General features: G+C 60.3%; 19 protein-coding genes and 1 pseudogene. 4 read left to right on the forward strand and 16 right to left on the reverse strand.

The annotated features are described in order from the left end of the window. Position 1 precedes the first annotated feature (1 nt). From V0R37_RS10885 to V0R37_RS10895, 3 genes are read right to left on the reverse strand one after another with little or no spacing between them, the layout of a single operon-like run. The gene (locus V0R37_RS10885; protein ID WP_420374524.1) at positions 2-892 is read right to left on the reverse strand and encodes a fumarylacetoacetate hydrolase family protein; all 891 of its coding nucleotides are present in this window, start codon (positions 890-892) and stop codon (positions 2-4) included. 4 nt (positions 893-896) lie between these two features. Continuing rightward, on the reverse strand, positions 897-2,036 hold the full coding sequence (locus V0R37_RS10890) for a mandelate racemase/muconate lactonizing enzyme family protein (protein WP_420374525.1): 1,140 nt from the start codon (positions 2,034-2,036) through the stop codon (positions 897-899). Continuing rightward, entirely contained in the window at positions 2,033-3,010 is a 978-nt protein-coding gene (locus tag V0R37_RS10895) for a Bug family tripartite tricarboxylate transporter substrate binding protein (protein ID WP_420374526.1), read from the reverse strand. The genes V0R37_RS10890 and V0R37_RS10895 overlap by 4 nt, the downstream gene beginning before the upstream one ends. A gap of 157 nt (positions 3,011-3,167) precedes the next feature. Here V0R37_RS10895 and V0R37_RS10900 point away from each other — a divergent pair, with 157 nt between their 5' ends. Beyond that, positions 3,168-3,872, forward strand: coding sequence for a GntR family transcriptional regulator (locus tag V0R37_RS10900; protein ID WP_420374527.1), 705 nt, complete (start codon positions 3,168-3,170; stop codon positions 3,870-3,872). 4 nt (positions 3,873-3,876) lie between these two features. Here V0R37_RS10900 and V0R37_RS10905 read toward each other — a convergent pair whose 3' ends face one another. Next, positions 3,877-4,230 carry a DUF1428 domain-containing protein gene (locus V0R37_RS10905; protein ID WP_420374528.1) on the reverse strand — a complete coding sequence of 118 codons (354 nt, stop codon included), beginning with the start codon at positions 4,228-4,230 and terminating at the stop codon, positions 3,877-3,879. A gap of 104 nt (positions 4,231-4,334) precedes the next feature. Here V0R37_RS10905 and V0R37_RS10910 point away from each other — a divergent pair, with 104 nt between their 5' ends. Continuing rightward, positions 4,335-4,775 (forward strand): MarR family winged helix-turn-helix transcriptional regulator, encoded by a 441-nt coding sequence (locus V0R37_RS10910; protein ID WP_420374529.1) that lies wholly within the window; start codon positions 4,335-4,337, stop codon positions 4,773-4,775. A gap of 21 nt (positions 4,776-4,796) precedes the next feature. Here the strand turns inward: V0R37_RS10910 and V0R37_RS10915 are convergent, their stop codons facing one another. The 12 genes from V0R37_RS10915 to V0R37_RS10970 all read right to left on the reverse strand — a co-directional run bounded on the left by V0R37_RS10915 (position 4,797) and on the right by V0R37_RS10970 (position 16,268). Next, positions 4,797-5,759, reverse strand: a complete 963-nt coding sequence (locus V0R37_RS10915) for a D-2-hydroxyacid dehydrogenase (protein WP_420374530.1) — start codon at positions 5,757-5,759, stop codon at positions 4,797-4,799. 49 nt (positions 5,760-5,808) lie between these two features. Then, positions 5,809-6,828 carry a Bug family tripartite tricarboxylate transporter substrate binding protein gene (locus tag V0R37_RS10920; RefSeq protein ID WP_420374531.1) on the reverse strand — a complete coding sequence of 340 codons (1,020 nt, stop codon included), beginning with the start codon at positions 6,826-6,828 and terminating at the stop codon, positions 5,809-5,811. Between the two features lie 51 nt (positions 6,829-6,879). Further along, the gene (locus V0R37_RS10925; RefSeq protein WP_420374532.1) at positions 6,880-7,659 is read right to left on the reverse strand and encodes a class II aldolase/adducin family protein; all 780 of its coding nucleotides are present in this window, start codon (positions 7,657-7,659) and stop codon (positions 6,880-6,882) included. A gap of 239 nt (positions 7,660-7,898) precedes the next feature. Then, a complete protein-coding gene (locus tag V0R37_RS10930) occupies positions 7,899-8,834 on the reverse strand; it encodes an OmpA/MotB family protein (RefSeq protein ID WP_420374533.1) in 936 nt (311 codons plus the stop codon). Further along, on the reverse strand, positions 8,831-9,640 hold the full coding sequence (locus V0R37_RS10935; RefSeq protein ID WP_420374534.1) for a motility protein A: 810 nt from the start codon (positions 9,638-9,640) through the stop codon (positions 8,831-8,833). Before V0R37_RS10935 ends, V0R37_RS10930 begins: the two co-directional genes overlap by 4 nt. 40 nt (positions 9,641-9,680) lie before the next feature. Continuing rightward, positions 9,681-10,661, reverse strand: a complete 981-nt coding sequence (locus V0R37_RS10940; protein ID WP_420374535.1) for a Bug family tripartite tricarboxylate transporter substrate binding protein — start codon at positions 10,659-10,661, stop codon at positions 9,681-9,683. Positions 10,662-10,688: 27 nt separating this feature from the next. Beyond that, positions 10,689-11,030, reverse strand: coding sequence for a carboxymuconolactone decarboxylase family protein (locus V0R37_RS10945; RefSeq protein WP_420374536.1), 342 nt, complete (start codon positions 11,028-11,030; stop codon positions 10,689-10,691). 47 nt (positions 11,031-11,077) lie between these two features. Further along, positions 11,078-11,842, reverse strand: a complete 765-nt coding sequence (locus tag V0R37_RS10950; RefSeq protein WP_420374537.1) for an enoyl-CoA hydratase/isomerase family protein — start codon at positions 11,840-11,842, stop codon at positions 11,078-11,080. Between the two features lie 34 nt (positions 11,843-11,876). Further along, positions 11,877-12,620 carry an IclR family transcriptional regulator gene (locus V0R37_RS10955; RefSeq protein ID WP_420374538.1) on the reverse strand — a complete coding sequence of 248 codons (744 nt, stop codon included), beginning with the start codon at positions 12,618-12,620 and terminating at the stop codon, positions 11,877-11,879. 12 nt (positions 12,621-12,632) lie between these two features. Beyond that, a complete protein-coding gene (locus V0R37_RS10960; RefSeq protein ID WP_420374539.1) occupies positions 12,633-14,213 on the reverse strand; it encodes a class I adenylate-forming enzyme family protein in 1,581 nt (526 codons plus the stop codon). Positions 14,214-14,225: 12 nt separating this feature from the next. Beyond that, entirely contained in the window at positions 14,226-15,203 is a 978-nt protein-coding gene (locus V0R37_RS10965; protein WP_420374540.1) for a Bug family tripartite tricarboxylate transporter substrate binding protein, read from the reverse strand. Between the two features lie 243 nt (positions 15,204-15,446). Then, the gene (locus V0R37_RS10970) at positions 15,447-16,268 is read right to left on the reverse strand and encodes a uracil-DNA glycosylase (RefSeq protein ID WP_420374541.1); all 822 of its coding nucleotides are present in this window, start codon (positions 16,266-16,268) and stop codon (positions 15,447-15,449) included. 107 nt (positions 16,269-16,375) lie between these two features. Here V0R37_RS10970 and V0R37_RS10975 point away from each other — a divergent pair. Both V0R37_RS10975 and V0R37_RS10980 read left to right on the forward strand, forming a co-directional pair. Further along, positions 16,376-16,531: pseudogene (locus V0R37_RS10975) on the forward strand (helix-turn-helix domain-containing protein); the annotation flags it as partial. Positions 16,532-16,660: 129 nt separating this feature from the next. Further along, complete coding sequence (locus V0R37_RS10980; protein ID WP_420374718.1) at positions 16,661-17,332, forward strand: LysR substrate-binding domain-containing protein; 672 nt, start codon at positions 16,661-16,663, stop codon at positions 17,330-17,332. Positions 17,333-17,339 lie beyond the last annotated feature (7 nt).

Raw genomic sequence — 17,339 nt, forward strand, 5'->3', positions numbered from 1 at the left:
GTCAGATCTCCACAACAGGGTTGCTGAGCTCGCCCAGCTCCTGGATGCGCAGCGTTACGCGCTGGCCATGCCTGAGCCAGGCGGCGGGCTTATGGTTGGCAGCCACACCGGCAGGCGTGCCTGTGGCAATGATATCGCCGGGATCCAGCGGCATGCGTTCCGAAGCATAGGCGATGAGCTCATCGATACGGAACAGCATTTGCGCAGTGCTGGACGATTGCAATGAAACTCCGTCCACATCGAGCTCGATGCGCAAATCGTAGGGGTCGGCGATGTCGTCGGCCGATACGATCCAGGGGCCCAGCGGACCTGTGGCGACCTGGTTCTTGCCCCGTACGAAACCGCCGTCCTCGCGGACCATGTTCGTATAGCTGACGTCGTTGAATATCGCATAGCCGCATACATGGGATGCGGCCTCGTCCCGCCCCGTCTTCAGTGCGGGCGTGCCGATGACGGCGGCCAGCTCGGCTTCGTAGGTTACCTGGTTTCCGCCGGCCAGCGGAATGGTCACGCCCGGCCCCACCACTGTTGAATGCGACTTCACGAAAATGACGGGCTCTTCGGGAGTGGGCCGGTTGGAAACGGCCAGGCCGTCCCGATAGTTGAAGGCTGCGCCGACTACCTTTCCCGGCCTGGGCAAGGGCGCCAGCAGGCGGACGGCAGACAGCGGCAGCAGGCAGGCCTTGTCCGGGACGATGCGTTTGAGCGCCCTGGATAGCTCCACGAGGCCGGATTCGATCCACGCCATCATGGTCGGCTCCAGTGCCTGCAAGGGTTGGGGCCGGTCGGGATGGCCGCCATCGATCAGCAGGGCCGGCTGTCCGGAATCGTCTACCGACAGCAGTATTCCCGCCCTTGCCTGTCCTTGGTACTCGAAGCTTATGAAACGCATGGTGCTATACCGAGTATTTCGCAAGGACACCGCGGTCGATTTCGATGCCCAGGCCCGCCCCCGTCGGAATGGCCACGACGCCCTTGTGCTGCACGATAGGCTCCGTCGCCAGATGGTCGCGGAAGGGGTTTTCGCACTGCTCGAACTCAAAGAGCGGCGGCATCGGGCGGAAGCTGGGCGGCTGATCGGGCAGCGCCGCGATGAAATGCAGCGTCGCCGCCACGCCGATGACCGAACCCCATGCGTGGGGTACGCACTCCACCCCATGCGCGGTGGCCAGCGCGGCAATCTTGCGGCATTCGCTGAAGCCGCCCGCGGCGCAAACATCCGGCTGCACGATGTCCATGGCCTTGCGCGTGACTATGTCGCGAAAGCCCCAGCGGGTGTACTCGTTTTCGCCACCCGCAACCGCCATGTCGAGTGCGCGCGTCACTTCCACATAACCATCCAGGTCTTCCGGTGAAATGGGCTCTTCGAACCACTCGACATCCAACTTCTCCAACTCGCGGCCCAGACGTATTGCAGCGGGCACCGTGAAGCAATGATTAGCGTCGACCATAAGGCGGACATCGTCGCCGATCGCCTTGCGGACCGCTTCCACCCGCGCGATATCCAGCTTGGGCGAGCCCAGGCCGATTTTCATCTTGATGGCGGCAAAGCCTTCCTCGACGTAGCCTTGCGCCTCTTCGACGGCTTCTTCGATCAGCCGATCCATATCGATGAAATACAGGCCAGTCGCATAAGCCTGCACCTTGTCCCGGAACGCGCCGCCAATCAGCTTGTGCACAGGCTTGCCGCAAGACTTGCCGATGATGTCCCACAAGGCGATATCGATGCCGCTGATGGCTGCGATGGCCATTCCACTGGAACCGTAATCCTTGATCCGGTTGTACAAGTCTTCCCAGATCACTTCCACATCGAAAGCGTCGCGGCCTATGATGCGCGGCCCGAATTGCGTATCGATGAAAGCGCGGGACACATGCGCCGGACCGTAGCATTCGCCCCATCCCACCATGCCGTCCTGGGTCTCGATTTCGACAATGCAAGACCCCCGCGTCTTATAGAGCCAGCCCCTGGAAGAGGTGAAGGGCCGCTCCACCGGCGCGCTGACGACGTGGCAGGTCACTTTCTTGATGATGCTCATTTCTTTCCTTCGTCCTTCGTGAATACCTTGGCGGCGACGCTGTTAAGCGTGTTCTGCACGCCGTTGATCTCCTTGGTCAGGTCGTCCCCGGCCAGCGGACTGATGACGACGCCGTTCTTGTCGGCGAACGACTTGAACTCCTTGCTTTCGATGGCTTTGGAGAACAGCGAGATCAGCTTCGCCTTGGCGTCGTCAGGGATGCCCGCCGGCGCCACGACGTAGGCCATCTGCACCAAAGGTCCGAACGGGAAGACGTCGTAGCCCAGTTCCTTGAACGTGGGTATGTCGGGCATGACTTCCAGCCGCTCGTTCGCGAATACACCCAGCGGACGAACCTTGCCGGCATCGATCTGGCCCTTGCTTTCGGAAGGCTTCAGGACCGCCGCCTGAATCTGCTTCCCCGCCAGGTCGATGATGACCTTGGCGCCGCCGGTATACGGAACATTGATGTATTTGGTGCCCGCAGCGCGCGCGGTCATCTCGGCAAAGATGTGATTAAGGTTATGGGTGCCTGGCGTGCCGATCGACACCCCGGGATTCTTCTTCATGTATTCCAGGAAACCCTTCAGATCCTTGGCGGGGCTGTCTTGCGGCACCAGCAGGATCAAGGGGTCTACCGATACCCGCGCAATGGGGGTGAACTGGTCGTTTTGCAGCGGCGTCAGCTTTTGCGCAATCTGGGCCAGCGTGGAACTGGTCCCCATGCCGACGGTATAGCCGTCCGGTGCCGAACGCGCAACACGGGTCATGCCTATGGAGCCCGTGGCCCCCGGCACATTCTCCACAATCAGGCTGACGCCCGATTGCTGTTGCATGATGTTCTGGAGCTGGCGCGCCGCAATGTCGTTGGAGCCGCCGGCATTCCATGGAATGACGAACTGTATGTCGCGCTGAGGGAAGTCCTTGCCTGCGGATTGAGCGGCAAGGGGAATGATGGCGGCGAGCGCCAAGACCGCGATGCGTGGGTATTTCATGTTGTCTCCTGAACGTGGTGTGGGCTGTAAAACAAACCTCTTGAACCTCTGGAATGAATTCTACACAAGTTTGTTATAACAAACAACAAATAACAAATATTGGTCTTGTGGCCATGCTTCCGTTAACATAGAGGCATCTATAAAAGGCTTACGCAATATGCTTACTCCCCTGGCACCCCTCGAGAAAAACAACCTCTCGGATCGGGCCTACGACGCGCTCAAACAGGCACTGTTGTCCGGCCGATTCCAGCCGGGCGAGCGCATCGTCCTGCGCGATGTCGCAGGCGAACTGGGCATCAGCCTGACACCGGTGCGCGATGCTATAAATCACCTGATTGCCGAACGGGTGCTCGATCGCGGGCCCGGCGGGCAGAAAGGGGGAGCGTCCGTGCCACGGCTGAATGCCGAGCAGTTTCGGCAGTTGATGCTATTGCGGGCCGACCTGGAATCCCGCCTGGCCGCCGCCGCCACGGAGAACATCGACGGCCTTGCGGTCCGGCAATTGGAAACCATCGTGCAGAAGATGCGCGAATCCATCGATCGGGACAACAAGAACACCTATCTGGATTGGCACCGGCGCTTTCATTTTTCGCTGTACGCGCATGCGCGCATGGATGTCGTCAACGACATTACCGAAACACTGTGGCTGCGCTGCGGCCCGGCGCTCAACGCGGTCCTGGGCGAATATGTGCCCAGCCTGAAGCAGCGCGATTTTCACAATGAAGCCGTCGCTCACCTGAAGGAAGGCAACGCCAAGAAAGTGGCGGAAAGCATCCGCATGGATATCACCGAGGCTGGGGCATATATCTACGAACAGTTGAAGCAGCCCTCGCGCCAGCCGGAGACCGGCGTGGGGGCTTAAGGGCTTACTCGTCGACGATGGGCACGAAGCCCCCATAGATCATCCGCATTCCATCGAAAGGCATGTCCTTGCCCATGTCCTTCATGCGGGGATCTTCCATCATTTTCTTCATGACGGTATCGCGCACCTCTTTGGAGGGGTATTCGAACCAGCTGAATACCACCACTTCGCCGTCCTTGGCTTTTACAGCACCCCGGAAGTCAGTGACCTTCCCGTCGGGCACGTCGTCGCCCCAGCACTCCACCATGCGGCTCACGCCAAACTCCTTGAGCAGCTTCGCCGCGCCCAGCGCGTGCTTGCGGTAGGCCTCTTTATTGGCGGCGGGCACCGCGCAGACAAACCCTTCTACATACTTCATGGTGTCTCCTTTATCCCTTGAAACGGCATGGACGCCCGCGTGGCGCCGACCGCGAAAAGCCACTATATTTGACATTAGCGTTGATATCAACCTATTATCCGCGCATGAAAAAGAAGGTTGCATTTGAAACGACGCTGGAAGTGCGCGACGCTTGCCTGTGCCTGCATGCGCAACGGGCGGCCCGAGCGCTGGCGCGTCGTTTCGACGAGGCCTTGCGCCCGTTCGGACTTACAAATGGCCAGTTCTCCCTGCTCATGGCACTGAACCGTCCCGAGCCTGTCAGCCTTACCCCGCTGTCCAGATTTCTTGCAATGGACAGAACCACACTTACCGCCGCGCTGAAGCCGCTGCAACGCGATGGGCTGGTCCAAGGCTGTGCCAATCCGCAGGACGGCCGCAGCCGCTTGTTAAGGCTTACCGCGCTGGGCGAAGCAAAACTTGCGACGGCGGTGCCCATCTGGCGCAGCACGCATCAAACCATCGAGGCCGAACTGCTTCCGCACAATGCCGACGCCCTGCGCGCCGGCCTGGCGGCCTTGTGCTGAGCTGCCCGGTCCGATGCGGCATCACTTCCGGTCTTTCAGCTTTTCCAGGAACAGGTCGATCACGCGCTGGTAATTGCCATCCGCATGTCCCGCGGAATGAGGCGAGACAATGACGTTCTCCATATCCCACAGCGGAGAGTCCGGCGGCAAAGGCTCCTGCTCAAACACATCCAGGAAGGCGCCGGCAAGACGGCCGGATCGTAACGCGCCGACCAATGCCTGCTCCACCACCACTTCTCCTCGACTGACATTCACCAGACTGGCGCCCGCCGGCAGCGCATCCAGCAGGTCGGGACCGATGAGCCGCTTGGTCGCGGCCGTCAAGGGGCAGGCCAGGATCAGCCAATCCGCCTGGGGAAGCACGCCGGCCAGATCGCGGTAAGTGACCGTCGCCATCGCCTGCGGAACGGGCTGGGGGCTGTGTCGGGCAACGACGATGCGCAGGCCCAAGGCTGCCAGGAATTCGCCTATCAAACGCCCTATGGGGCCCCAGCCCACGATCACAGCGGTCTGGCCGGCAAGGTCGGCCGGCAGCGTCGATGCCGCAAGCGAGCGCCATGTATGCTGCGCCTGCTGTCGCATGATCTGCGGGAAGCGCCGGTTCAAGGCCAGCACGCCCGCAACGACGGTGTGAGCAACCGATTGGGCATTGACGCCCGACGAGGGCGTGACCTCGACTCCGCGCGCCTGGAGTTCCCCGAAGATCGGCCGGTCCAGGCCGGCCGAATGGATATGCACCCATTGCAGGCCGTGAGCTTTGCGCAACGCGTCATAGTAGCGGGCCGTAAAGTCGTCCAGCACATACTTGGTCGAGGAGCCGGTAATGTCGCGGCTGACCAGGGCCGCGTCTATCCCCAACAGCGACGGATCGTCGGCATGCTCGAATTCGACCAGCCGATAACGCGAGCTGTCGGGCAATGCCGCCAAGCCTGGCTGCAGGCAAGAGGCGGCCCGGGCCGATACAAGAATATTGATGCACCGCATCGGGTGTTTCCCCGGAAAGTTAATCGGCTTTCTTTTGCGTTTTGCCGCTTTATGGCTTGACCACGCCCGATTCGATCAGCACCTGTTTCCAACGATCGTGCTCTTCCTTGACGAAGTCGCGGAACTGCTCGGAACTGCCAGGCATTGGATCGGCGCCCTGCAGAACCATCTGCTTGGAGACATCGGGCAGTTGAATGATGCGGTTGACGCTGTCGCGCAGTGTCGCCACGATTTCGGGCGGCGTGCCCTTGGGCGCGAACATGCCAAACCAGGAGCCCGCGCGGAATCCCTTGAAGCCCGCTTCGTCCATGGTGGGAACGTCGGGCAAGGACCGGGAGCGCTCCGGGCTGGAAACCGCCAGGGGCTTCAATTTGCCCGATTCGATCAGCGCGCGCACGGACGGAATGGTGGCAAACATGAAGTGCACGCGTCCGGCCAGCAAATCGTTAAGCGCCTCGGCGCCTTTATACGGGATATGGGTGATGTCCAGGTTCTGGAGCTTGCCCATCAGGTAGCCCGACAGATGGGACGACGTGCCGACACCGGTGGAACTGTAGTTGAACTCGCCGGGCTTCTTCTTGATCTGCTTGGTCAGCTCGGCGATGCTGTCGATTTTCAGGTGCTCGGGAGCAACGACCAGCACATTGGGCACATCGGCGACCTGGGCAACCGCAATCAGGTCGGTCAGCGGATCGTAGGGAAGCTTGGTCAGCGTGGGATTGATGGCGATAGGGCCGACGGAATCGATGATGAGGGTGTAGCCGTCGGGCTTGGCGTTGACCACATAGGCGGTGCCTATATTGCCGCCGGCGCCCGGCTTGTTCTCGACCACGAAGGCCTTGCCGAACTCCTTGCTCATGTGATCGGCGACGAGGCGCGCGAGGATGTCGGTGGTTCCCCCGGCGGAAAAAGCCACAACGATGCGCACCGGCTGCTCGGGATACGCGGCGCTTGCGGGCGATGCCGCCAAAGCCAGGCCGGCAGCCAGCATCGCGCAAGCGGCCAGCGAACTGCGCAGCATGGCCTTGATCCGGAAAAATGGAGCGTTGATCTTGTTCTTGTCTTGCATGGATTGTCTCCGAACTGATTTATTGTGGTTTTGGATTATGGGGTTTGCCGCTCAGGTCTTGTAGGAAGGGTCCAGGCGGTCGAGCTTGCGCAACAGTGCCGGCCATTCCATCAGGCCATAGGGGCGACGCGTACCGGGTTGGTAGTTGTTCCAGGTTTCCTCAAGTATTTCGGGTGCGACGCCGCGCAGCGGCGTATTGCATGACATCGCCGCCACCTGCGAACGGCAGGCCAGTTCCAGCCTGTGCATCCAATTGAAGGTTTCACCCACGCTGCGGCCCGCGACCAGCGCGCCGTGATTGCGCAGGATCATCGCTTCGCCGTCGCCCAGGTCGCTTACCAGGGATTTCTTTTCATCATCCTTGAGCACCACGCCGACATAATCGTGATAGCGGATCTTCAGGAAACGCATTGCCGTTTGAGTAATGGGAAGCAGGCCGCACTCCAGCGCCGACACGGCCATGGAAGCCCAACTGTGCGTATGGATGATGCAGGCAACGTCAGGCCGGGCCTCGTGGATGGCGCTGTGTATGACATAGCCCGCCCGGTTGATGCCGTAATTGAATTCGCCGAAGTCGGGTGAAGAAAGAATGTTGCCGGCCAGGTCGATCTTGATGAGACTGGAAGCGGTGATTTCCTCGTACATCATGCCGTAGGGATTGATGAGAAAAGCCTCTTCGCCTCCGGGCACCCGCATCGAAATATGATTCGCCATCATATCGGCCATGCCGTAAAGCTCAACAAGCCGGTAACAGGCGGCCAAATCGATGCGCGCCTGCCATTCCTCCGGGGAACACTTCGATCGCATCGAAGCGATTTCCAAACCGCTCATTGCTGTCTCCTGTTTTATGTATCTTGACGGCCATCCGCGAACGATATCCGATCCGAACGCCTGCGCGAAAGCGCGGCCGCCCGCATTCGTGCCAACGGCGAATCTTTGAAGACTAAAGCGCATTACCGCGCCGTACTAGTGCACGGCACGGCAACGGGTGTTCACACAATGTGAAGCATGGAAAACCCGGTATTTCAATAGGGATTGGCGGCGGGCCTTCAAGACCTCGCCAGGGCGCGTCAGCGCCCCTCGGCAGCCGCAGGCTGATCCAGAATAAGCTCCACCCGGCGATTGGCGGCGCGCCCCCGGTCGGTGTCGTTGCCAGCCAGAGGGCGGGTATCCGCATAGCCGATGGCGCGCAGGCGCGTGCTGTCTATGCCATTGGCTTCCAGGTAGCGCACCACGCTTCCGGCGCGCGCGCCCGATAGCTCCCAATTGGAGGCATAGCGCCCCGCGCGCACCGGCACCGAGTCGGTATGGCCTTCCACCGTGATGGCGTAGGCGCTGTCCTTGAACACGGGAACGAGGCGCCGCAAGACAGCCAGGCCGGCCAGGCTAAGATCGGCTTTGGCGGAACTGTACAGAATCTCGCTATTGATACGGAAGCTGATCGATTCCTTGTTGCGGATGATCTCGATATCGTCGCCCAGCTCGGGCAATGCGGATCGGGCCAGCGCCATGGGCTCCGGGTCCGGTAAATGGCTCTCGGGCTCGGCGACCGCGGCGGCTTCATCCTCCGGCCCAGCGGACTGGGCCAAGACATGCCCCAGAATGGCATCCGGATCGGTCTGGCCCAACACATAGTCCGGCACATTGGAAAACATATCGGCGTCAGGCTCGTCGGCCGGGGGCGCTTGCCCCGCTTTCATTTCCGGCTGACTGATGGATTCCGCGGGCGGCTGCGCAAGAGGCGGCGCCGGCAATGCCCCGGGCGGCAGCGCCGCGGGCGCCGCCGCCAGCTCCGACTGGCCGGGAAACAAGCCGCTGTGGGCGGGCAGCAAACCGGTGGTCGTCGGCAGCGATGCATTCTTGGGCACCTGCCCCGACAGGGTCAGCATGGCGACCAGCAGCACCAGCAGCAAGGTGATCATGTCCAGGTAAGTAAGCAGCCAGCTCTCGGTCTCTTCCTGAGGCTCGGGCTCTACATACCATTTGTTATGAATGGCGGGATTCATGGCGACTTGGCTTGCGCCTGGGCGCGGCGGCCCGCGTGGTCGTTGATTTCGTCTTCGTGCTGGTGCATGAAGGAATTCAGTGTTTCGCGCATCAGGGCGGGGCTGCGCTTCTGGCACATCATGGAAATGCCCTGCATGATCATGTTCATCACGATCATGCGCTGTTCGGTGCGCCGCTCGAGCTTGACGGCCACGGGCTTGAGCAGCAGGTTGGCGAACAGAATGCCGTAGAACGTCGTCATCAGCGCAAGCGCCATCTGCTGGCCGATGGCGGTCATGTCGCCATCGCCCAGCAGGAACAGCAGGTTTACCAGGCCGACCAGCGTTCCCACCATGCCGAATGCGGGCGCAAACCCCGCCATGGTGCGGAACAGCTGGGCCTCGGCGCGCTCCTTGGCGCGCAGCCGCGAAATGCGCCACTGGAGCAGATCGACGATATCCTGTTCCGGCGTCATGTCGATGACCAGTTGCACCCCTGTCTTCAGGAAAGGGTTGGACACGTTTTCGAGCGCGCTTTCGACCTTGCGTATATCGCCCTTCATCCAGAGCCGGGAAATGGCGATAAGGTCGTCGATGTCCTGTTCGGTGTACATGCGCTCGTTGCGCAGCACCGTGCCGATCAGCCGGAAGATGCGCAGCACTTCGCTTAATGGGTAGCTGATGAACGTGGCCGCCAGCGTGCCCAGCACGACGATGCCCAGGCTGGGAAAATCGACGAATAAGGCAGCGTCTTCCGCCGAGAAGGCCAATACCGCGGCCAGGAGAAGAACGCTACCGACAATACCGATCAGGGTGGATGGATTCATGCGACGGTATTGTACTTGCCCTGCCGCCGCAGGCGTGTACCTATTTCAGATTGATATCGGCCCTTTTTACAATTTCGCCCCAGCGGGCGTGATCCCGCTTCAGGACCGCGGCGAATTCCTCGGGCGTGGACGTAAGCGTTTCAACATACTGAGCCTTGACTTGCTGCACGAGATCCGGCGAGGTCAGCGCCTTGACCAGGGCGGCATTCAGTTTTTGCCTGACATCGTCCGGGATCTGGGCGGGCGCGATTACGCCCCACCACAGGTCCTCCCCGGCGCCCGCATAGCCTTTTACACCCGCCTCGTCCATGGTGGGGATATCGGGCGCGAATGGGCTGCGTTGCGGACTGGCCACTGCCAGGGCGCGCAACTTGCCGGCCTGGATGTGAGGCAGCGAGGTATTAAGGGTATCGAACATAAAGCTGACCGTGCCGCCCAGGACATCGATCAGCGCAGGGCCGCTACCGCGATAAGGTATATGGAGCAGGCTGGCGCCAGTAAGCTGGCGCAGCACTTCGCCCGACATGTGATTGGTGGACCCATTGCCTGCCGAGGCGTAGGTAATGGAGCCCGGTTTCTTGTTGGCCAGAGCAACCAGTTCCTTTACGCTGTGGGCGGGGACGCCTGGATTGGCCACCAGCACGTTGACGAATTTCCCGGCCAGGCCGATAGGGGTGAAGTCCTTCAGGGAATCGTAAGGAAGATCGGGGTAGATATGCGGGTTGATGGCCAGGTTGCCAACGCTGCTCAGGCCGATTGTGTAGCCGTCGGGCGTTGCGCGGGCCAGCGAGGACAAGCCCACGCTCCCACCCGCGCCGGCGCGGTTGGAAACAATTACCGGCACGCCCAGGCTTTCCCCCAGCTTGCGGGCCACGGGCCGGGCAAAGGTATCCATGGATCCGCCCGCCGGAAAAGGGACGATGAATGTCACCGGTTTTTCCGGCCAGCCTTGCGCATGGACGGATGATGCCAGCCATAAAGTACAGATACTCGCTACAGCAAGAAAAAGCGATCGGAACATTCCCGTCTCCTTTGAGTTTGGCTTTATCTAGCTCGCGTCGCCGGCGGCTATGGCATCCATGACACGCGCCGAATACACCAGTGCCGCGCCGGCATTGAGGGACACGGCGACACCCAGCGCCTCGGCGATCTCTTCCCGCGTGGCTCCATTTTCGAGCGCCCTTTTAGAATGCACCGCGATGCAGCCGTCGCAACGCGTGGTCACCGCCACGGCGATGGCGATAAGTTCGCGCACCTTGGCGTCAAGCCGGTTGGTCTTGGCTCCGGCGCCCGAAAGCGTGCTGTAGCCTTTCACCGTATCGGGGCTCAGTTCGGCAATGTTGCCGATTTGTCCCATGAGCTGAGTGCGATATTCTTCCCAATTCAACATAAAAACACCTTTTCCAATTCAGTTAACAAGGTTGGTCGATAAAAACGTTACTTCTTGAACTTCGTCCGGCTGTCCGCCGCTTCGGAACTGAGTCCGCACAGCATGGCCTGGTCCACATCCATATGGGATGACAAGTGGTTCAGCGCATTCACATAGCTGTTGATGCTTTGCTTGGTCATCCTTACCGCCACGTCGGGCATGCGGGCGATGCGTTCGGCCAGCTCGTGCGCATAGTCCCGCGCGCTGCCGTCGGGCACCACAAAATCGACAATGCCCCATTCCCGGGCCTGGGCGGCGCTCATCTTGTCGCCCAGAAGGACAATCTGCTTGGCGCGCGACGGCCCGACCAGATTGACCAGGCGGGGAATGGTCTGCCATCCCAGCGGAATGCCGATCTGCACCTCGGGAACGTACAGAAAGGCGGATTCGGCCATCACGCGCCAGTCGCAAGCCAGCGTCAAGGCGATGCCTCCGCCGACATTCAAACCTTCGGTGGCGGCAATGGTCAGCTGAGGCATCTCTTCCCAGGCGCGGCACATCCTGGCGCCCCGCTGGGCGATGGCTCTGCGCTCAATGAAGCTCTTGTCGTTCAGATCCCAACGCGCCGGATCGCCAAGGTCGATCCCGGCGGAGAACTCGTTGGCGTTGCCGGTGAGCACCACACAAGCGGTCCGGGTGTCATCCTGGAACTCCATGGCGATCCGCGTAAGCGAAAGCACCATATCCTGGGTAAGCGCATTGCGCTTTTCGCCCCGATCTATCCGGACCGTCGCGACGGCTCCTTGCCGTTCCACTGAAATGATGTCGTTCATGTAATCCTTGTCTTCGTGAAAGAGTCGAAACCGCTCAGTCGTCCTGAAGCAGTGCTTCCATTGCCATATCGGCGCCCGCGCGCAGCACGTCAACGATCTCGTCCATGCCGCGTTCTTTCATGCGCGCCGCGGGGCCGACGATCCCGATGCTGTACAAAGGCCCCACCTTGCCCAGCACCACCGGACAGGCCACGCTGTAGACGCCTTCTTCGATCTCGCCATCGCACACGGCGAATCCCTGCTTGTTGACCTGCTCCAGTTCCCGTATGACAGCATCCATGGACGAGCCCTCGTGGAGGGCATTGCCCGGGCGCAGCACCGCATTCAGGCTTTCGCTATCCAGATAGGCCAGGATGGCCTTGCTGGAGGAACATTTATCCAACGGCCTGCTGCCGACGCCGGGATAGATGTACAGGCGGTCTTTGCCGACGGGGGTCATGGCCTCGACCAGGTCCACCTCCGTACCCGTAAAGCGCGCAAAGAAGGCCGTCTCCGACAGGTTGTTGACGATGAAGCTGAGCGCGGGCCTGAAAGACGACAGTTTCTTGTCCTGCACGAGGCTTTGGCGCATCAACCGCACGATGGCCTTGCCCAGCACGTAGTTGCCGGAAGCGGGATCCAGATCGACGTATTCGATCTCGCGCAGCGACGCCGCCATGCGGTGGGCCGTGCTGCGAGGCAGGCCCGTCGCCGTGGCCAGCTCAGGCAGGGACAGTCCGCTCAGGCTTGAAGCGATCGCGTGCAGGATGAAATGGTAACGATGGAGTGGATTGGACATGGGGCAGCGCCATTAACATGAGGAACGAAGAGCGATCTTGTCTACCTTGCCGATGGACAACATGGGAAGCGATGACCGGATGTGTATTTTCTTGGGCAGTTTATAGTTAGCCATGCGTTCGCGGCACCAGCCCGCCAGTTCGCCTTCCGAGACATTCGTGTCGGGCTTGATGATCAGATAGGCGTGTCCGACCTGCTGGTACAAAGGGTCATCCACGGCGATGACCGCCGACAGCAAGACAGAGGGGTGCTGCTCCAGCACCAGCTCAACTTCCCGCGGATACACGTTATAGCCGCCCGACTTGTACATTTCCTTGATCCGGCCCACCAGCTTGTAATAGCCATTGCCTTGGCGGACCGCCATATCGCCCGTCTTCAACCATCCGTCCGCCGTGAACGCGGCGTGCGTGGCCGCCTCGTCGCGCAGATAGCCGGCCATGCAATGCTCCATCCGGACTTGCAGTTCGCCCTGCTCCCCATCGGCGAGCGGCATTCCCTGCTCATCGGCAACGCGCAGTTCACCGTCTGGTATGGGGCGCCCCACGGTGTAGGCCGTGTCTTCGATGGAGTCGGATCCGTCGATATAACTGACCGACCCGCAGGATTCGGTCAGGCCGTAGGTGGAGCCCGTGTTCGGGCAATATTGCCTGATGGCCTTGAGGATGGGCATGGGAATGGCCGAGCCCGAGAAAATGAACCATTCCATTTTCTTAAGCACCTGAATGTCGAAAGTCGGCTCCGCCAGCAGCATCTGCAACATCGTGGATCCCAGCATCAGCATGTTGACCCGATGCCTGGCGATCAGTCCCATGACATCGGCGGTCCGGTATCGATCTTGATAAACAATGGTGCCGCCGGCCAGAATCTGGCTGAGCCCCCGGAAATGCATGCCGCCGATATGATTGATGGGGGCGAAATTGATGACGACCGGATAGTTTGACGTCTTGAACATGCGGGCCTGCACCGTCGACCGGAACACCAGGTCGCGTTGGCGCAGCAGCACGCCCTTGGGCTTACCCGTGGTGCCCGAGGTATATACCAACATGCAGGGGTCCATGGCCTTGCCAAGGCAAGGGACCGCGCCCGCCAACGGTCCCTTCCGTTCGGCATGCCGCGCCAAAGCATCGAACAAGGCGTCCGCCGTGGGCTCGGCCGCATCGTAGAAAACGATTTCCGGGACGGCGCCGTCATCCACGCCATGCAGGGATGCCTGGATGTCGACCCGATAATCTCGGCCCTCAAAGCCGGATACCGACAGCACCAGCTTGGGCCTGGCGTGCTGGATGACATAGTTCAGTTCGCGCACCTGATAACGCGGATTCAAGCCAACCCACAGCGCGCCCAGCCTGGCGGCGGCCAGGAAAGTGATCATCGCCTCTTGCCTGGGCGGGGAAAGCAGCGCCATGCAATCCCCCTTGCCCAAGCCCATCCGGCTTAAATACCCCGCGCACTCCTCGACCATGGCGTTCAATTGGCCGTAGTTGATCGAGGTGTCCTTGAACGCCAGGGCCGGGCGGTCGGGAAAGTTCAAGGCATGGCCCAGTATGGCGTCGGACCAGGTACTGTTGGCGGCGTAGATATCCACTAGCTTCATATCCTTATCCATTTAAAAGGCGATACCCTTCTTTTTCACCAGATCGATGAACGCCTCCGATTGCCGAGCTACAAAGAGCTTTGCTTCCTCGGGGCCCAGATAGGCCGGAGAAGTCTGCACGCTACGGATTTGTTTCAGGACATCGGGGTCGCGTAGCGCCTCGGAAAACGTCGCATGAAGCTTGTTGATGATGGGAACGGGTGTGCCCTTGGGCGCGGACATTACGTATGAGATCGTGCTGGCGTTGACCGATGGATAACCCGCTTCGGTCAAGGTGGGCGTGTCCGGCAGGAATTCCGACCGCTTGTGCTGCAGAACCACCAAGGGCTTCGTCTTGCCGGCCTTGATCATGGCGCTGGCCGCATTCACGCCATCCACCATCAGGTTGACTTGCCCGCCCGCCAGCGCCGCTACCGCTTCGACGCCCTTGTACGGAATATGCTGAAAGCTGACGCCAGTGTCGTTCATGAACATTTCACCCGCCAGGTGCGTCGACGAACCCACGCCGTATGTGGCGTAGGTATAGCCCCCTGGATCTTTCTTGGCATTGGCCATGACCTGGGCGAGCGTATCGGGCATGGAGGAATGGGCGGTGATCACCATGGCCGTCTCGCCCACCACGCCGATATAGTCCAGCGATTCCTCCGGCGAATAGGGCTTGGGCGTCATGACGTAGGGAATAAGGGTATAGCTGGTATTGGTCGATACCAGCAGCGTGTATCCATCGGGCTCGGCGGCAATCACGCTTTTCATTCCGATGACAGTGCTGCCGCCCGGCTTGTTGATGATGGTGATGGGCTGGCCCAGGGTTTCCGAAGCCCGCTTGGCCACGATGCGTATGAACTGATCCGTTCCGCCTCCGGCCGAATAGGGAATGACGATCTTGATGGGCCTTTCGGGATAATTCGCGGCGCTTGCAAGCGCTGGGAACCCAGCGGTCAAGGCCAGGGCGCCAGCGATGGCGGTAAGGGCGCGTCGTATACGGCTCATGATGTCTCCTTCTGTCTGCGTCTGTTTTTTATTAATAAGCCAAAGAATTCACCCTGATGGCTGATCCTTTGGCAATCCCGTATATCTCATTAATCGGGATTTGTTCTCATAATATAAGACGCAAAATTCGGAGTCAATAAATTTTTAACCCCTCTCCCTGGGATTTCATCAAAGGCCGATCCGATTTATGATGATCGTCATATATTTGGCAAGCGCCATTCCAGCCAAATAAACGTTTTTCAGCTATGCCTGCGGCGATTTTCCGGCGCTTCCAGGGGTACTGCCTTCCAGCCAATCAACGCCGGATTCGCCGTGCTCCACCAGCCATTCGTTCGCTTTGCGGAAATGCCCGCAACCTATGAACGGCCGTGGCGGACGCAAGGCCGAAAGCGGCGAAGGATGGTTGGCCTTGAGCACAAGAACCGGGCCGACGGGCGGGTGCGAGCGCAACAAGGCCTCTTTGGATTGGGCATGCGCGCCCCACAATAAAAACACCTTGGGGCGAGGCTCGCGCAGGACGCATTCGATGATGGCGTCGGTTATGGTTTCCCAGCCCCGCTTGGCATGCGATGCGGGCGTGTGGGCTTCGACGGTCAACGAGGTATTGAGCAGCAGCACGCCGCGCCTGGCCCAGCGCAAAAGACTGTGGCGCTGCTTTACGAACGTATCGGGGTATTCCTTGGCCAGTTCGGCGAACATATTTCGCAAACTGGGCGGGATAGGGCAGAAATCGGGCACCGAAAACGCCAGCCCTTGCGCCTGGTTGGGTCCATGGTAGGGATCCTGTCCCAGAATGACCACCTGCACATCCTGCGGAGCAATTTCCAGCAGGGCCCGGAAGGGGCGCAAGGGAAATATCTGAACGCCGACGGCAAGGCGCTCATCCAGAAAGCTGTTCAGATCGCGCAGCGTTTGTTGCTCGCGCTCGCCCGAAAAGGCATCCCGCCAATTTTTCGGCAGCGCTGCCAGATGGGCGAACAGATCGCCTTGAAAAGCGTTCCGCGCCCCCTGGGGAGCGGGAGCAAGCGCAGGAGTGGCCAATGTCGAATCATCGTTGTTCTTCATGGTGTTAAATGCTAGCACAGCGTTGCGCCGCGCATGGAGTGAAACGGCCTCGCCATTGCGTGAGTATCATTTACCGCTATCCCCATCGAAATCCACAAGGCTCTTGGATGAACGGAAATATAAATACACTGTTTGGGCGCCTGCGGCTCAAGCAGCTTAATTTGATCATCGCCATCGGCAAGCATAATTCGCTGCGCAAGGCAGCGGCGGAACTGTCCATGACGCAATCCGCCGCCAGCAAGGCCTTGCGGGAAGCGGAGCTGATCCTGGGCGACCCTCTATTTGAACGACGGCGCGACGGCCTGTATGCGAACCGGTTCGGCGAATGCGCCATCAATTACGCCCACATCATCCGCAAGGACGTCATTGCGCTGTCCGACGAACTGACGGAGATCAAGACGGGACAGGGCGGCAGGATACGGGTGGGCGTCATAATGGGCGGCGTCCCGAAAATACTGCGGGACGCCGTCACCAAGGTATGCGGCCTGAACAAGGATATCGTGGTTGAGATCCATGAAAGCACCAGCGCCACGATGCTGGGCATGCTGAACAGCGACAAGCTGGACATCGTCATTGGACGGACCAGCGTAAGCCAGCACGCCGACAACTACGACTATGTCCATCTGGCTGAAGAGAACGTTTCGATCGTGGCCGGGAACAGCAATCCTCTGGCCCGAAAGAAGGAGCTGGCGCTTTCCGACCTTAAGGATGCGCGCTGGCTGGCCTATCCGCACCGCTCGCCGCTTAATATCCTGCTGAAGCAGGAACTGGAACGCGCCGACATCAATACTTTCACGAGCCCGATCGAAACGGCATCCACATTCGTCACCATCACGATGCTCAGCGGCAGCGATGACTTTGTCGCGCTGATTCCCACGGACGTCGCGGCTTTCTTTGCCGCCCATGGCGCCGTCACCATACTGCCCATACGGCTGCCGTCACGCTCGCAACCGTTCGGCTTGATTACCCGCAAGCAGGATAATCTGTCGCGCGCGGCGAAACTGCTGATCGAGGCCATTCTTGCATCACGGGCGGCGCCCGTGATGCAGGACGCAAGGACATAGGCCGGGT

Origin of the sequence: Pollutimonas rozaliensis (assembly GCF_048751585.1) — a bacterium.
In the GTDB taxonomy this organism is placed as follows: domain Bacteria; phylum Pseudomonadota; class Gammaproteobacteria; order Burkholderiales; family Burkholderiaceae_B.

Bases quoted from the DNA above. Each gene is read 5' to 3' on its own strand.
- V0R37_RS10885 (WP_420374524.1), bottom strand. From the start codon at position 892: ATGCGTTTCATAAGCTTCGAGTACCAAGGACAGGCAAGGGCGGGAATA.
- V0R37_RS10890 (WP_420374525.1), bottom strand. From the start codon at position 2,036: ATGAGCATCATCAAGAAAGTGACCTGCCACGTCGTCAGCGCGCCGGTG.
- V0R37_RS10895 (WP_420374526.1), bottom strand. From the start codon at position 3,010: ATGAAATACCCACGCATCGCGGTCTTGGCGCTCGCCGCCATCATTCCC.
- V0R37_RS10900 (WP_420374527.1), top strand. From the start codon at position 3,168: ATGCTTACTCCCCTGGCACCCCTCGAGAAAAACAACCTCTCGGATCGG.
- V0R37_RS10905 (WP_420374528.1), bottom strand. From the start codon at position 4,230: ATGAAGTATGTAGAAGGGTTTGTCTGCGCGGTGCCCGCCGCCAATAAA.
- V0R37_RS10910 (WP_420374529.1), top strand. From the start codon at position 4,335: ATGAAAAAGAAGGTTGCATTTGAAACGACGCTGGAAGTGCGCGACGCT.
- V0R37_RS10915 (WP_420374530.1), bottom strand. From the start codon at position 5,759: ATGCGGTGCATCAATATTCTTGTATCGGCCCGGGCCGCCTCTTGCCTG.
- V0R37_RS10920 (WP_420374531.1), bottom strand. From the start codon at position 6,828: ATGCAAGACAAGAACAAGATCAACGCTCCATTTTTCCGGATCAAGGCC.
- V0R37_RS10925 (WP_420374532.1), bottom strand. From the start codon at position 7,659: ATGAGCGGTTTGGAAATCGCTTCGATGCGATCGAAGTGTTCCCCGGAG.
- V0R37_RS10930 (WP_420374533.1), bottom strand. From the start codon at position 8,834: ATGAATCCCGCCATTCATAACAAATGGTATGTAGAGCCCGAGCCTCAG.
- V0R37_RS10935 (WP_420374534.1), bottom strand. From the start codon at position 9,640: ATGAATCCATCCACCCTGATCGGTATTGTCGGTAGCGTTCTTCTCCTG.
- V0R37_RS10940 (WP_420374535.1), bottom strand. From the start codon at position 10,661: ATGTTCCGATCGCTTTTTCTTGCTGTAGCGAGTATCTGTACTTTATGG.
- V0R37_RS10945 (WP_420374536.1), bottom strand. From the start codon at position 11,030: ATGTTGAATTGGGAAGAATATCGCACTCAGCTCATGGGACAAATCGGC.
- V0R37_RS10950 (WP_420374537.1), bottom strand. From the start codon at position 11,842: ATGAACGACATCATTTCAGTGGAACGGCAAGGAGCCGTCGCGACGGTC.
- V0R37_RS10955 (WP_420374538.1), bottom strand. From the start codon at position 12,620: ATGTCCAATCCACTCCATCGTTACCATTTCATCCTGCACGCGATCGCT.
- V0R37_RS10960 (WP_420374539.1), bottom strand. From the start codon at position 14,213: ATGAAGCTAGTGGATATCTACGCCGCCAACAGTACCTGGTCCGACGCC.
- V0R37_RS10965 (WP_420374540.1), bottom strand. From the start codon at position 15,203: ATGAGCCGTATACGACGCGCCCTTACCGCCATCGCTGGCGCCCTGGCC.
- V0R37_RS10970 (WP_420374541.1), bottom strand. From the start codon at position 16,268: ATGAAGAACAACGATGATTCGACATTGGCCACTCCTGCGCTTGCTCCC.